Genomic DNA, 13,250 nt, shown 5'->3' with positions numbered 1-13,250 from the left:
ACGAGATGTGGGAGAGACCCCGCCCTCCGAGCACTGCGTGTCAGGGAGACGAGTTCAGGAGCAGTGCTAAGCCCGAGGGCGCTCGTGGACCCAACAGCTGGCTGAGGTTTGTGGACTCGCCCCTCTTCCACAGCGCAATTTCTCGTGGAGTTCGACAGCGGATTTTGGGAGGATTCCGGGGAGTCATTGAGGGAGCTCAAGCTCGAACTCTCCTTGACTGAGGAGCGTCATGTTCTTGAGATTCGTCGGCGAACACCACCACCTGAAGATCGGCAAGCATCTTACAAAGAGAAGCTCCCTTCGGAGATTTCTCGTCTGCGGCAGGATTCGCGTCATTATCGACGCATGCATTTGGTGATGCAGTGGCTTTTGTTCATTAGCTCGGCGGCTATCTCGGCGGTAACAGCTTGGTACGATCCGCCGCAGCCAGCCAAGGGAGTTCTTATTGGCTTAGGCTTCACTGTCACAGTCACCACGGGAGCTGCGGGGTATTTTAAGCCGCGCGAGAGAGCGTGCAATTTGCAACAGACTGCTGACAGTATCCAGCAGCATGTTACAGCGCTGGAGTTGGGGATCGCTCCCTACAATTCTCCCGAAGAGAAGGTTAACCTTGAGGTCTTCGCGACAACTGTAGAGAAGCTGCGCGCAGAACAGAGGATGCGTGAACAGCAGCTTGATCAACCGCAGCAAGGGCAGCAGCAGGTTATTTAACTCGGGACCGTTTCCCTGTTCGCCGCTTATGCAACGAGGCAGACCACCGAGTCCCTGACAGTCGGACCAGAGCCGGAGTCGCCCCTGGCTGGGAGGTTCGTTCCAGAGGCGACTGTCGACGGCTGTACGGTTGGCCTAGCGCATAGCGAGCACGTCTGCGACCCGCTGCAGAGCTTTTGCGCAATTGAGCATTGACAGGTAGTTGGTTTCGGCATATGTGAATATGTGTGCCAGGCTGGCCACTTCATCACTGTCGGGTCCGAGAATTGTTCGCGCAACAGAAATCATTTTGGAAACTCGTGGAGCGATTTCTTCATGATAGGCAGCCCTTCGGAGAGTGGAGTGTTTAAGTATCCTCTCGGTCATTTCGTTGAAGGTGAGTTGAGAGGGCCACTCGTTTGAAGGGTCGGCAGCTTGCCAGTATGAACAGAAGCGAATTATATCCGTGCGTGCGGCCTCTATCTCCACGAGGAGAGTTCCCACGTGATCGGCCGTGACTTTGGAATCCCTCGCAGCCAGCATCTCTGCGTTCTTTTTCCAGGCAAGGAGCCCGTCGACGGTGAAAGCTGCCGGGGAAGCATCAATCACTTTTGAGCAACTAAGGCACAACCAAAGTGCATTCTCCGGTGACTTGCGCTGCTCGGTGGACATGTCAGCGTCGTAGCGTGGCCCTCCGGGGCTTGCAGCTCGGATGTGGGAAGCCACGCCAAGATTGAGAAATTTGTCGATGTGTACCGGGTCTGGTCTATTGGTGAGAAGTCGGCACGTGGGATTGCTGCACCGATTCCCGGCCCTGTTCGCTACGGCCTTTTTGGTAGCGGCAGTAAAATCGTCCCTGCTGCTCATTCTCATTCCTTCTACGTTCGCGCCAAACCCAGGGGAGTGAACCGCCCTCAACATGCCAATGCGCCGCGTCGAAGCGGTCGCTAAGGGCCGTCTCAGTCCGCATCCGTGTCTGTGGGTGTCATCCACTGATTCCAGTCACCATCGGTGGAGTCGTTCTGGAGTGGGCAACGAGTAAGGATTGTGATCACTCGCTAGGAGCACGCTCCGTTGGTGCTTCGCCCGAATCGCCAACGCTGGTCTCGACGCTTGTTTGAACCCGATGGTTGATGTGCTCGACCATCCAAGTCATGACCAACGACAAGGCTCGGTCGAGTCCGCGAATAAGATCTGCCAGGTCGTCGATGGAAAGAGGAGCGAAGGTTGGGGCTTGGTTGCCTCGCGTGAAGCGCATGGTCTGCCAAGCCTCTGATCCAGCCGGATTCGAACCGTCCACTGACCAAACTCCGTGGACGTAACCATGCCTTCTGTTGAGGAGGATCGTGCATTCCTTGAGGGTCACCTGTAGTTCTTCAAGGCGGCTGGGTGACACTGCCGGATGTTCCTTGGCGACATCGCCGATGAGCTTGATCACCCTGCTGCTGTTCTCGCCGTTGATCCAGTGAGCTGCATACGGCGTATCTACGAGACACTTTGCAAGCATCTGGAGGCGCATCTCCAGGTAGGCGGCCATGGACACCATTTGCCCAAGCAGTTCATACATTGCCCGTTCGTGGGGGGACTCTCCCTGGCCGGTCGTCATCGCCATATCTTCGTCCCCATGCTGCCTCCGCGCTGACTTTTTTCATCACCCAACGCCCTCCGCAGCCCGCACCTGTCTCCCGTTGATCCATACCCCGCGAAGCAGTTGTGGTTCCTGGCGTCCAGCCGGAGCGCGCCTCTGTATGAGCGACCTGGACGCCCGTGGGCTCGTCTGCTCGGCTTGTCTGGACGATGGCAGGGGGGATGGAAGCGTTGCGCATGGCACTCCGGCCGTCAGTCGCGCTGCTACCACGCCAGTGGGTTGGAACGAACAGCTTTGCCGGGACCGAGGTGGAGGCGAGCACTCGGCGATGGCGTGATGCGTCAATTTGACGGCAGTCCTGACGGCAACGACGGCACACGCTCGCACTCGATCGCCCACCTGGGCGATCGGGATCAGAGGCTGTCGGCAGCTGGCACGACACCCTGCCCGATCCTACGGATCAGAAGGTTGCAGGTTCGAATCCTGCCGAGTGCCGAGTGCCGTGTGCCGTGTGCGTGGGGCGTCCGGTGTTCGTCGGCGTTGTCACGCAGTTAGACACTCACGGCAGTCTGGCGTGGTCGTAGATCCGGGCCGGTCCGGGCTCCCAAGGGGATCTGCCCCGCCACGCAGCGAGCCAGATGCCGGCCCTCACACGAGACCCGCGTCATCCGTCCACAACCTCCCAAGACAGAGCGATCAGCGGGCAGGATGGCCTCATGACAAAACTGTCCGTACGGTCAGTCCGACGTGCCTCCTCTGGTTCAGTGCTCTCCTTGTGGTCACAGGACTCTGTGTTGTCAATCGGTTCAGTGGGATCTGTGCTGTCTGTGGGATCCGTCGGTTCGGCCTTGTCGGTGGGCTCGATCGGAAGCGCCCTCTCGGTCGGCTCGATCGGCTCCGCCCTGTCGCTGATCTCAACCGGGTCGTGGCTGAGTACGGGATCGTTGTTTTCCGCGCAGTCGCGGTGGTCGGTGCTGTCCTGGCGTTCCTCTCGCGGTTTCCTGGCCGCGGGAGCGGTAGGGGCAGCGACCGGAGGCGCCCTGCTGTTGGCCCAGAGGCTGCACAAGGCTGATATCGGCACCGGATGACCGTGATCAGGTTGAGGGGTTATTTCGCTCGGCGTTCAGACCGGAATGAGTGCTTGGTCCGGTGGTGCAGGGGCGCGCCGGAAGACGGTGGTCTCGAGGTGAGCTGGACTGGTCGCGCTGCGCGATTGACTCCGTCAGCCTGCGGGCGGCAAAAAAAGGGGGGCCGCTGACGGGAGCGAATCCGACCGACCGTGGCAAGGGGGGATCGAAAATCCACCTGATCACCGACAGGGACGCGGCGACGGGCGGCGAAGCTGCATGCCGACCAAGGCTACGACTACGACCACCTGCGCAGATGGCTACGCGAGCAAGGAATCCGCCGCCGCATCGCCCGCAGAGGCGCAACTCCTCACAGCGGCTGGGTCGCCATCGTTGGGTAGTCGAGCGAACCATTTCCTGGCCACTTCCTTGCCTTCGGCGGCATTGCCGCAGCTCTGATCAGCTACCGCCGACTGGACCGTTAGGGCAGTCCTTCAGCAACTGGGGCAGTCCACCACAGGCGGCGGCTGCGGGAAGGTGCGGTTGCCCTCCAGCCAGTCCGCCAGCCACTCCGCCAGGGTGAACTGCTCGACGAGGAAGCGGTGCTGTTCACAGCGCGCATTCGGGTCCCACCCCCACATGCGGCCCTCCGGCGTACTGACGTCGACGTGCCACCAGATCGCGCAGCCTAGTGTCACCAGCGGTGGTACATGAAGCGGCTGGAGCGGAGGTTCCGGCTCGGACTCCGAACACCAGTCACGTACAAGCTGGAGCAGCGACTCCTCATCGCTGTACCACTCGCCCGCGTCGATCAGGGACAGAATGCTCCCGTCCGGACCGAAGCCGCCGTTGGCGACCTCCAGGTACAAACGCCGCAGCAACTTCGGCATGGGATACCCCACGACGGCCTCAACCTCAGCAACTGCCTGGGAAGGCGCGGGCGGTGGCAGCTCCTGGGCTGTCGCATAGGCCCGAACTCGTTCAACGATCTCGTCGTCGGTCACCCACCGATGATCAAGGCCAAACCACAGCGGTCTACCGTCGTCTCAGAGGAGACCGCTTTGGCGACCTTCTCTCGGATCAGGCGACTACCCGCTGTCTGCGCGGCCCGGGCGCGGGCCGGGCTGCAGCGGGACGTAGGCAGGACGCCCTGCCCGATCCTACGGATCACAAGGTTGCAGGTTCGAATCCTGCCGAGTGCGCATGGATCAATGGCCCCGGGATCAATCCGGGGCCTTTGGCGTTGGCCTTCCGTCAGGCCCACGGCGGTCCCGGTCTTCGACCTCGGCGGTGGCGCGCCGTGGCTCGGAAGGGGACGCTGGGATCAGGGGCTACGTGATGGAGAGGTACTCCATGGCTCAGATCAGCCCAGACCACAAGGCGCGCACACCGTTCTTCTCCCGGCCGGCGGTCCGTCGTTTCGCGCCGTTCGTTCTGATCACCGCGGTCGCTCTGATCTTCATCTTCGAGAACCGCTCGGACGTCGAGATCCGCCTTCTCGTGCCGATCGTGACCATGCCGCTGTGGGGAGCCCTTCTGATCGCCTGGGGGCTCGGCATGCTCGCCTGCTTCTTCACCGTGCGCCGACGGGGGAGCCGGCACTCACGTCAGTCCAAGTAGCGACGGAGTCGGCACTCACGTCAGCCCAGTAGCGACGGAGTCGGCACTCACGTCAGCCCGAGTAGCGACGGCGGCCCCGGTTCAGTCGGGGCGGCAGTGCTCCTCCAGGTACGTCGCCGCCAGTGTGCCCGCGCGGGTGAACCAGTCGTGCAGGACCGCGATCTCGTCCGGGGAGTAGTCCGCGAAGAGCTGGGTGAGGCGGGCGTAGTACGGCTCGTAGACCTCTCGGACGCGGGCGACCGCCTCGGGCCGGGCCGCCACGCGGATGCGGCGGCGGTCCGCGGGGTCGGGGCGGCGGGTGATGTAGCCGGCGCGCTCCAGGCGGTTGAGGATGCCGGTGACGGCGCCGGTCGTGACATGGACGCGGGCCGCCAGATCACCTGCCGTGGGGAGGTTCTCGCCGGCCTCGATGACGTAGGCGAAGCAGGTGAGGTCGGTCACACTCAGGCCCACCTGCTGGGCGATCTCGTGCTGTCCGACCAGGTGAGTCGCGATGAGTCGGTCCATCGCCGACAGCGCCTGCTCCGGTGTGGCGGCCGGACGAGGCTTGGCTTGCATTCCCAGATCCCTTAGTTCGTGAGATGTTTGGGCAATAAAAGTCTTAGCAGATGAGGGGTTCGGCGGGTCGGAGTCCTCAGGTGCGGGGGAGTGACACGTGAGTGCACATCAGTATGACCACGGGCACACGGTCGCGGGCTGGGTCGGATGGGGCATCGCGACCGTCGGGGCGGGGGTGGCGGGGCTGGGGGTCTGCGCCGTCTCCGGCGTGCTGATCGCGGGCGGGGTGGCGATCGGGGTCGTGAGTCTGCTCGTCACCTGGGCCCTGCATCTCTCCGGGTGGGGGAAGGGGCCGGGCGTGCGGCCCCGGGCGGAGTGGGGGTGGCGGGTGCGGGACGCGGCGGCGCCGGGCGGGCACGCGGAGTGCCTCGGGTGCCGGCTGGCCGGGCGGGGGCGGCGGGGTGGCGCGGGTGCGGTGGAGCCGGTCATGCCGGTGCAGCGCGCGGGCGAGCAGGAGGACGTCGCCGCGGTCGGGGCCGATTCCGGGCGCTGAGGCCGCTCTACGCCGGCCGTCCCCCGTTGTCAGTGGTGCCCCTTACGCTCGGCAGAGATGGCACAGGCATGGAAGTGCTCGGGGCTGCGGTGGTCGGCGGATGGTCCCGTGCTGGTGTGGGACGGCGGGCGGCGCAGTGCGCTGACCTGGGGGAAACGCGTGGCCTTCAGGGTCGCGGAAGGGGGTGTGCGCATCTGTGTGGGGGCTCGGGGGCATGCGTGCCCCGTGGGTGCGGCCGTGCCGGGGCGGAGTACGGGGGCGCGGTGCGAGGAGTGTGCGCGGCTGGACCGGGCGCACTCCGTGGCGGCGGACACCATCGCCGACGATCCCCGGCCGTACCACGTCTATCTGGCGTGGTTCGGGCCCGGCATGGTCAAGGTCGGGATCACCGCCGAGGAGCGCGGCTCCGCCCGGCTGCTCGAGCAGGGCGCCGTCTGCTTCAGCTGGCTCGGCGTCGGTCCGCTCATGGCCGCGCGGCGTACGGAGGAGCTGCTCAGGGCCGCCCTGCGGGTGCCCGACCGGATTCCGTACGCCGAGAAGAGGACGGTGCGGGCCGCGCTGCCGGAGGCCGCCGCCGACCGGGCCCGTGAGGTCGCCGAGCTGTACGAGAGGGCGGTGCGGCTTCCCGCTTGGCCGGAGTCGCTCGTGCGGGAGCCGCTGCGGGTCGTCGATCACGTGGGGGTGTTCGGGCTGGCGGACGTGCCCGTCGCCATGGGCGGCGTGAGCGAGCTCGTCGCCGGCGGTGCGGTGGGCGGGGAGCTGGTCGCGGCCGCCGGGCCCGATCTGCACCTGGCCACCGGTGGCGGGGTCGTCGTACTCGACACACGGCTGATGACCGGATGGGGGCTGGTGCCCGCCGCCGGAGACGAACTGACCGTGCCCGTGCGGCAGTTCAGGGAGGCGGCAGGCGTGCAGGACGGGCTGTTCTGACCCGCGCGGCGTTCCCGGAAGCCGCGGCGAGGCCTTCCCAGGAGTTCCCTGAGAAGCGCCTGTGTGTTTCTCAGGGAAATCACAGGTTGCGGAAAGCGTGCTCTCAGAGGTCCCCGACACCGTGTTCACATGACCACGACCTCGCCCCAGGGGCGCACCGAACTGCTCAGGCCGGACGGGAGCCCCGTCCGCGTGCTCGTGGTGGACGACGAGCTGTCGATCACCGAGCTGCTGTCCATGGCCCTGCGCTACGAGGGGTGGCAGATCCGCAGTGCCGGTGACGGCACGGGCGCGATCCAGACCGCCCGCGACTTCCGGCCCGACGCCGTCGTCCTCGACATGATGCTGCCCGACATGGACGGGCTGGCCGTGCTCGGGCGGCTGCGCCGGGAACTGCCGGACGTGCCGGTGCTGTTCCTCACCGCCAAGGACGCCGTCGAGGACCGTATCGCCGGGCTCACGGCCGGTGGCGACGACTATGTCACCAAGCCGTTCAGCCTCGAAGAGGTCGTCGCGCGACTGCGCGGGCTGATCCGCCGCTCCGGCGCCACCGACCGGCGCTCGGACTCCACGCTGGTCGTCGGTGACCTCACCCTCGACGAGGACAGCCACGAGGTGACGCGGGGCGGCGACAACATCCACCTCACCGCCACCGAGTTCGAGCTGCTGCGGTTCCTGATGCGCAACCCGCGCCGTGTGCTCAGCAAGGCGCAGATCCTCGACCGGGTGTGGTCGTACGACTTCGGGGGCCAGGCCAACGTCGTCGAGCTGTACATCTCCTATCTGCGACGCAAGATCGACGCAGGGCGCGAGCCGATGATCCACACGCGGCGCGGTGCCGGGTACCTGATCAAGCCCGCTGCGTCATGAGCGGCCGACGGCGGCCGCGTACGCAGCAGCGGGCGGGCAGGCGGTGGGCAGGCAAGCCGCGCACGCTGCGGACACGGCTCGTCGTCGCGTCCGTCGTGCTGATCGCGGTGGTGTGCGCGGTGATCGGGACGGTGACGACGCTGGCGCTGCGGTCGCATCTGAACGAGCAGTTGGACGGGCAGGTCGAGGACACCGGCAAGCGCCTGTCGGGTCCCGCGAAGCCCGACAGAGAGAAAGACATCGACGCGGCGGACAGGATCACCGGATTCATCAACGGGCCGGCGCGGCCCGGGACCGTGGCCGCCGTGGTCGGCGCCGACGGCGACATCACCCGGGCGGCCTTCGCCAAGGACCCCGAGGAGAACGGCCCTTACCAGGGGAACATCCCCGTCGGCCTCACCAGCGAACAGAAGGCCGCCCTCGCGCGCGTGCCCACCACGGGCATGCACACCGTCGAGATCCCGGGCCTCGGCGAGTACCGCGCGCAGTACGTCATGGGGTTCGACGGCGGCACCTACTACGTCGCCCTGCCCACCGAGTCGGTCACCACCACCATCAACACCCTGATCATCGTCGAGGTGAGTGTCACCGGCGCCGGACTGGTCGCCGCCGCCATCGCCGGCTCCGTCCTCATCGGCGTGGCCACCCGCCCCCTGCGCCGCGTCGCCGCCACCGCCACCCGCGTGTCCGAACTGCCCCTGCACACCGGCGAGGTGAACCTCAGCGAGCGGGTCCCCGACTCCGAGACCGACCCGCACACCGAGGTCGGCAAGGTCGGCGCCGCGCTCAACCGGATGCTCGACCACGTCCACGGGGCGCTGCACGCACGGCAGCAGAGCGAGACCCGCGTCAGACAGTTCGTCGCCGACGCCAGCCACGAACTGCGCACGCCGCTCGCGTCCATCCGCGGCTACGCCGAGCTCACCCGGCGCGGCAGGGAGCAGGTCGGGCCCGACACCCGGCACGCCCTGGGCCGGATCGAGTCCGAGGCCGGCCGGATGACCCTCCTCGTCGAGGATCTGCTGCTGCTCGCCCGGCTCGACGCCGGACGGCCGCTCCAGTTCGAGCACACCGACCTCGTCCCGCTCGTCATCGACACCATCAGCGACGCCCGGGCGGCCGGCCAGGACCACAACTGGCGGCTCGACCTGCCCGACGAGCCCGCACTCGTGTCGGCGGACGCGGCCCGGCTGCAACAGGTCCTCGTCAACCTCCTCGGCAACGCCCGCAAGCACACGCCGCCCGGCACGACCGTCACCGCGCGGGTGCAGCGGCGCGACCGGTGGCTGTGCGTGGAGGTCGAGGACAACGGGCAGGGCATTCCCGCGGAGTTGCTCCCGCACGTCTTCGAGCGGTTCGCCAGAGGCGACTCCGCGCGCTCCCGCGCCACCGGCTCGACCGGGCTCGGCCTCGCCATCGTGCGGGCCGTGGTGACCGCGCACGGCGGTGCCGTGACCGTCGACAGCGTGCCCGGGCGGACCGTGTTCACGGTGCATCTGCCCGCGCTGCCGCCCGAGCCGCAGCCGGGCATGAGCTGGCAGCCGGGCATGAGCTGGCAGCCGGACATGAGTTGGCAGCCGCACTCACAGGCACGCCACAGCCTCACCACACGGGCACGACAGGGCGCCTGACGAAAGTCGGTTCCATGCGAACCGACTCTTCTCCCGGCACCCTGCCGGCGCGGGAGCACCTCCCGGCCGCACCAGCCGGTACGCCTGTCCTGGACGTAGTGATCCCCGTCTACAACGAGGAGAAGGACCTCCAGCCGTGCGTCCGCAGACTGCACGAGCACCTCGGCCGGACGTTCCCGTACGCGTTCCGCATCACCATCGCGGACAACGCGTCCACGGACACCACTCCGCAGGTGGCCGGGCGGCTGGCGGCGGAGATCCCCGAGGTCACCACCTTCCGCCTGGAGCAGAAGGGGCGCGGCCGGGCCCTGCGGGCCGTCTGGTCGGCCTCGGACGCCCCGGTCCTCGCCTACATGGACGTGGACCTCTCCACCGACCTCAACGCCCTGCTCCCGCTGGTGGCGCCGCTGATCTCCGGCCACTCGGACCTCGCGATCGGCTCCCGGCTGGCCCGCAGTTCGCGGGTGGTGCGCGGACCCAAGCGGGAGTTCATCAGCCGGGCCTACAACCTCATCCTGCGCGGCTCGCTCCAGGCGCGGTTCTCGGACGCGCAGTGCGGCTTCAAGGCGATCCGCCGGGACGTGGCGCAGGTGCTGCTGCCGCTCGTCGAGGACACCGGCTGGTTCTTCGACACCGAGATGCTGGTGCTCGCCGAGCGGGCGGGGCTGCGGATCCACGAGGTGCCGGTCGACTGGGTCGACGACCCCGATTCGACGGTGCACATCGTCAGGACCGCGACCGACGATCTCAAGGGCGTGTGGCGGGTCGGCAGGGCCCTGGCCACCGGCTCGCTGCCGCTGGACCGGATCGCCCGGCCGTTCGGCGACGACCCGCGCGACCGTGACCTCAAGGACGTGCCCAGGGGACTCGCCCGCCAGCTGGTCGGATTCTGCGTGGTCGGCGCCCTGTCCACCCTCTTCTACCTGCTGCTCTACAGCGGCTTCCGGGTCTTCTCCGGTTCCCAGACCGCCAACGCCCTGGCCCTGCTGGTCTCGGCGGTCGCCAACACCGCGGCCAACCGGCGGCTCACCTTCGGGGTGCGCGGGCGCGGCGGGGCCGTACGGCACCAGGCGCAGGGCCTGGTCGTCTTCGGCATCGGACTCGCCCTGACCAGCGGCTCGCTCGCGGCACTGAACGCGGCGACCTCCGAGCCGGCGCACTCCACCGAACTGGCCGTCCTCGTCGCCGCCAACCTCGCGGCGACCGTGCTGCGCTTCCTGCTCTTCCGGGCGTGGGTGTTCCCGGACCGGCGCGAGGACGACCCGGCGGCGCGCGCCCCGTACGACACCACCCCGTACAACACCACGCCTTACGACGCCGCCCCGCACAACACCACGCCTTACGACACCACCCCGCACAACACCACGCCTTACGACACCACCCCGTACAACACCGCCCCCTTCCGCGCCGGTGCAGCCGCGGACGGCACCTGGCCGGACGCAACCCTGCACCTGCTGCCGGTGCGCCCGCACGACACCGATTCGAGGGACTCGCGATGACCGTCCACTTCGACCACCCGATCACCGGCAGAGACACGGGCCCCGGAAACCGGACCCCGGCCGAAGCGTCCGGTGCCTCCGGCGCCACCGAGCGGCCCTTCGTGCGACGGCTCTGGCACGGCCGCACCGAGGACCCCCGCTGGGCCCGCCCGGCCTTCCTCGCCCTGCTGCTGGCGACCGCCGTCCTCTACCTCTACAACCTGAGCGCCTCCGGCTACGCCAACTCCTTCTACTCGGCGGCCGTACAGGCCGGAAGCCAGTCCTGGAAGGCGTTCTTCTTCGGCTCGCTCGACGCCGGCAACGCCATCACCGTCGACAAGCCCCCGGCCGCCCTGTGGCCCATGGCCCTCTCCGTGCGGCTCTTCGGCCTCGGCTCCTGGGCGATCCTCGCGCCCGAGGTCCTGATGGGCGTCGGCACGGTGGCCGTCGTGTACGCGGCCGTGCGCCGCCGGTTCAGCCCCGCGGCCGGTCTGATCGCGGGTGCCGTGCTCGCGCTCACCCCTGTGGCGGCGCTGATGTTCCGCTTCAACAACCCGGACGCGATGCTGGCGCTGCTGATGGCGGCGGCCTGCTACTTCGTCATCCGCGCCCTGGAGGACGGCCGCACGAAGTGGCTGCTGTGGGCCGGTGCCGCGATCGGCTTCGCCTTCCTCGCCAAGACGCTCCAGGCCTTCCTGATCCTGCCGCCGCTCGCCCTCGTCTACGGCGTCTGCGCCCCGGTGACGGTGAGGAAGCGGATCGGTCAGCTCGCCGCGGGTCTCGCCGCGATCGTCGTCTCGGGCGGCTGGTGGGTCGCGATCGTCGAGCTGTGGCCCGCGTCCTCCCGCCCCTACATCGGCGGCTCGCAGAACGACAGCTTCCTGGAACTGACCTTCGGCTACAACGGCCTGGGCCGCCTCAACGGCGACGAGACCGGCAGCGTCGGAGGCGGTGGCGGGGGCGGCAACGGCGGTGGAGCCTGGGGCGAGACCGGCTGGGACCGGCTGTTCGGCTCCTCCATCGGCGGCCAGATCTCCTGGCTGATCCCGGCCGCGCTCATCCTTCTCGTCGCAGGCCTGGTGGCCACGCTCCCCCACTCCCGGCTTCGCTCGAGCGGGGGGACCCCCATGGCCCGCCGGACGTCGGCGACCCGGGGCGCGTTCCTGGTGTGGGGCGGCGCGCTGCTCACGACCATGCTGGTCTTCAGCTACATGCAGGGCATCTTCCACGAGTACTACACGGTCGCCCTCGCCCCCTACATCGCCCCGCTGGTCGGCATGGGCGCGGCGCTGCTCTGGGAGAAGCGCGACAAGGCCTGGGCGTCGCTGACCCTGGCCGCCGCGATGACGGCGACCGCGGCCTGGGGGTACGTCCTGCTCAACCGCTCCTCCGACTACCTGCCCTGGCTCAAGTGGCTGGTCCTGGTCGGCGGTCTGACGGCGGCCCTCGGCCTGATCTTCGCCGGTCGGCTGGGACGCCGGCCGGCCCTGGGAGCGGCCGGGCTGGGGCTCGTCGCCGCGCTGGCCGGTCCGGCGGCGTACACCCTCACCACCGTGAACGAGGGGCACACCGGCTCGATCGTCACGGCGGGCCCGGCGGTCGCGGGCGCCCGGGGCGGCCCGGGCGGCGGTGCTCCCGGCGGAGGCGGTTTCCCGAGCGGAGGCCAGAACCAGCAGGGTCAGAATCAGCCGGGCAACGGCTTCCCCGGCGGCGGCTTCCCGGGCGGCGGCCAGAACCAGCAGGGTCAGAACCAGAACCCGCAGGGCCAGAACCAGAACCAGCAGAATGGCGACGGCGGCCGGATGGGCGGCATGGGCGGCATGGGCGGCATGGGCGGCGGCGGTGGCATCAGCGGCCTGCTCAACGGCGCCGGCGTCAGCTCCGAGGCCAAGAAGCTGCTGGAGACCGACGCCGGCCGGTACACCTGGGCGGCGGCGGCCATCGGCGCCCAGAACGCGGCGAGTTACCAGCTGTCGACCGGCGACCCGGTGATGGCCATCGGCGGCTTCAACGGGACCGACCCGTCCCCGACCCTGGCCCAGTTCAAGCAGTACGTGGCGGACGGAAAGATCCACTACTTCATCGCCTCGGGCGGCATGGGCGGCGGCATGGGCGCCGGCGGCGACGACACCTCCTCCCAGATCACCCCCTGGGTCGAGGCCACCTTCAAGAAGGTCACGGTCGGCTCGAGCACCTTCTACGACCTCACACAGAAGGCGAGCGGCTGACACGAGCCCGACCGGACGACGGGCGGTGGCTGACAGCCACCGCCCGTCCCCGTCGCCGTCCCCGTCGCGCCCCCGCCGAAACTCCGTTGTACGCCGT

The 13,250-nt window shown here is 68.2% G+C and carries 13 protein-coding genes and 1 pseudogene; 10 read left to right on the top strand and 4 right to left on the bottom strand.

All coding sequences use genetic code 11. The annotated features are described in order from the left end of the window. Positions 1 to 144 precede the first annotated feature (144 nt). A complete protein-coding gene (locus IGS69_RS16725; RefSeq protein ID WP_190900600.1) occupies positions 145 to 711 on the top strand; it encodes a DUF4231 domain-containing protein in 567 nt (188 codons plus the stop codon). 135 nt (positions 712 to 846) lie between these two features. On the opposite strand, the gene IGS69_RS16720 is transcribed toward IGS69_RS16725, so the two are convergent. Then, positions 847 to 1,362 (bottom strand): hypothetical protein, encoded by a 516-nt coding sequence (locus tag IGS69_RS16720; protein ID WP_190900599.1) that lies wholly within the window; start codon positions 1,360 to 1,362, stop codon positions 847 to 849. 379 nt (positions 1,363 to 1,741) lie between these two features. After that, positions 1,742 to 2,302, bottom strand: a complete 561-nt coding sequence (locus IGS69_RS16715) for a hypothetical protein (RefSeq protein WP_190900597.1) — start codon at positions 2,300 to 2,302, stop codon at positions 1,742 to 1,744. 692 nt (positions 2,303 to 2,994) lie between these two features. Here IGS69_RS16715 and IGS69_RS34630 point away from each other — a divergent pair. Beyond that, positions 2,995 to 3,366, top strand: coding sequence for a hypothetical protein (locus tag IGS69_RS34630; RefSeq protein WP_232543543.1), 372 nt, complete (start codon positions 2,995 to 2,997; stop codon positions 3,364 to 3,366). Between the two features lie 100 nt (positions 3,367 to 3,466). Then, positions 3,467 to 3,766: pseudogene (locus IGS69_RS16710) on the top strand (IS5/IS1182 family transposase); the annotation flags it as partial. Between the two features lie 73 nt (positions 3,767 to 3,839). Here IGS69_RS16710 and IGS69_RS16705 read toward each other — a convergent pair. Further along, a complete protein-coding gene (locus IGS69_RS16705; RefSeq protein WP_190900595.1) occupies positions 3,840 to 4,349 on the bottom strand; it encodes a hypothetical protein in 510 nt (169 codons plus the stop codon). A 349-nt stretch (positions 4,350 to 4,698) separates the two neighbouring features. Between IGS69_RS16705 and IGS69_RS16700 the strand changes: the two genes are divergently transcribed. Next, the gene (locus tag IGS69_RS16700) at positions 4,699 to 4,965 is read left to right on the top strand and encodes a hypothetical protein (RefSeq protein ID WP_190900593.1); all 267 of its coding nucleotides are present in this window, start codon (positions 4,699 to 4,701) and stop codon (positions 4,963 to 4,965) included. A gap of 81 nt (positions 4,966 to 5,046) precedes the next feature. On the opposite strand, the gene IGS69_RS16695 is transcribed toward IGS69_RS16700, so the two are convergent. Continuing rightward, positions 5,047 to 5,523, bottom strand: a complete 477-nt coding sequence (locus IGS69_RS16695) for a MarR family winged helix-turn-helix transcriptional regulator (RefSeq protein WP_190900591.1) — start codon at positions 5,521 to 5,523, stop codon at positions 5,047 to 5,049. Positions 5,524 to 5,620: 97 nt separating this feature from the next. Here IGS69_RS16695 and IGS69_RS16690 point away from each other — a divergent pair, with 97 nt between their 5' ends. The 6 genes from IGS69_RS16690 to IGS69_RS16665 all read left to right on the top strand — a co-directional run bounded on the left by IGS69_RS16690 (position 5,621) and on the right by IGS69_RS16665 (position 13,153). Next, the gene (locus IGS69_RS16690; RefSeq protein ID WP_190900589.1) at positions 5,621 to 6,016 is read left to right on the top strand and encodes an HGxxPAAW family protein; all 396 of its coding nucleotides are present in this window, start codon (positions 5,621 to 5,623) and stop codon (positions 6,014 to 6,016) included. Between the two features lie 57 nt (positions 6,017 to 6,073). After that, positions 6,074 to 6,946, top strand: a complete 873-nt coding sequence (locus IGS69_RS16685) for a DUF2797 domain-containing protein (RefSeq protein ID WP_190900587.1) — start codon at positions 6,074 to 6,076, stop codon at positions 6,944 to 6,946. Positions 6,947 to 7,075: 129 nt separating this feature from the next. Then, positions 7,076 to 7,816: a response regulator transcription factor gene (locus IGS69_RS16680; protein WP_190900585.1), complete on the top strand. Its 741-nt coding sequence runs from the start codon at positions 7,076 to 7,078 to the stop codon at positions 7,814 to 7,816. Further along, positions 7,813 to 9,447 carry a sensor histidine kinase gene (locus tag IGS69_RS16675; protein WP_190900583.1) on the top strand — a complete coding sequence of 545 codons (1,635 nt, stop codon included), beginning with the start codon at positions 7,813 to 7,815 and terminating at the stop codon, positions 9,445 to 9,447. The genes IGS69_RS16680 and IGS69_RS16675 overlap by 4 nt, the downstream gene beginning before the upstream one ends. Before the next feature lie 14 nt (positions 9,448 to 9,461). Next, positions 9,462 to 10,946 (top strand): bifunctional glycosyltransferase family 2/GtrA family protein, encoded by a 1,485-nt coding sequence (locus IGS69_RS16670; protein WP_190900581.1) that lies wholly within the window; start codon positions 9,462 to 9,464, stop codon positions 10,944 to 10,946. Continuing rightward, the gene (locus IGS69_RS16665) at positions 10,943 to 13,153 is read left to right on the top strand and encodes a glycosyltransferase family 39 protein (protein ID WP_232543542.1); all 2,211 of its coding nucleotides are present in this window, start codon (positions 10,943 to 10,945) and stop codon (positions 13,151 to 13,153) included. The genes IGS69_RS16670 and IGS69_RS16665 overlap by 4 nt, the downstream gene beginning before the upstream one ends. The last annotated feature ends 97 nt before the right edge of the window (positions 13,154 to 13,250 follow it).

This window comes from Streptomyces tuirus (assembly GCF_014701095.1).
Lineage (GTDB): Bacteria > Actinomycetota > Actinomycetes > Streptomycetales > Streptomycetaceae > Streptomyces > Streptomyces tuirus.
This window is presented reverse-complemented; position numbering and strand designations above follow the sequence as displayed.

Coding starts and splice junctions, on each gene's coding strand:
- IGS69_RS16700 (WP_190900593.1), top strand. CDS start 4,699: ATGGCTCAGATCAGCCCAGACCACAAGGCGCGCACACCGTTCTTCTCC.
- IGS69_RS16675 (WP_190900583.1), top strand. CDS start 7,813: ATGAGCGGCCGACGGCGGCCGCGTACGCAGCAGCGGGCGGGCAGGCGG.
- IGS69_RS16695 (WP_190900591.1), bottom strand. CDS start 5,523: ATGCAAGCCAAGCCTCGTCCGGCCGCCACACCGGAGCAGGCGCTGTCG.
- IGS69_RS16720 (WP_190900599.1), bottom strand. CDS start 1,362: ATGTCCACCGAGCAGCGCAAGTCACCGGAGAATGCACTTTGGTTGTGC.
- IGS69_RS16670 (WP_190900581.1), top strand. CDS start 9,462: ATGCGAACCGACTCTTCTCCCGGCACCCTGCCGGCGCGGGAGCACCTC.
- IGS69_RS16685 (WP_190900587.1), top strand. CDS start 6,074: ATGGCACAGGCATGGAAGTGCTCGGGGCTGCGGTGGTCGGCGGATGGT.
- IGS69_RS16680 (WP_190900585.1), top strand. CDS start 7,076: ATGACCACGACCTCGCCCCAGGGGCGCACCGAACTGCTCAGGCCGGAC.
- IGS69_RS16665 (WP_232543542.1), top strand. CDS start 10,943: ATGACCGTCCACTTCGACCACCCGATCACCGGCAGAGACACGGGCCCC.
- IGS69_RS34630 (WP_232543543.1), top strand. CDS start 2,995: ATGACAAAACTGTCCGTACGGTCAGTCCGACGTGCCTCCTCTGGTTCA.
- IGS69_RS16715 (WP_190900597.1), bottom strand. CDS start 2,302: ATGGCGATGACGACCGGCCAGGGAGAGTCCCCCCACGAACGGGCAATG.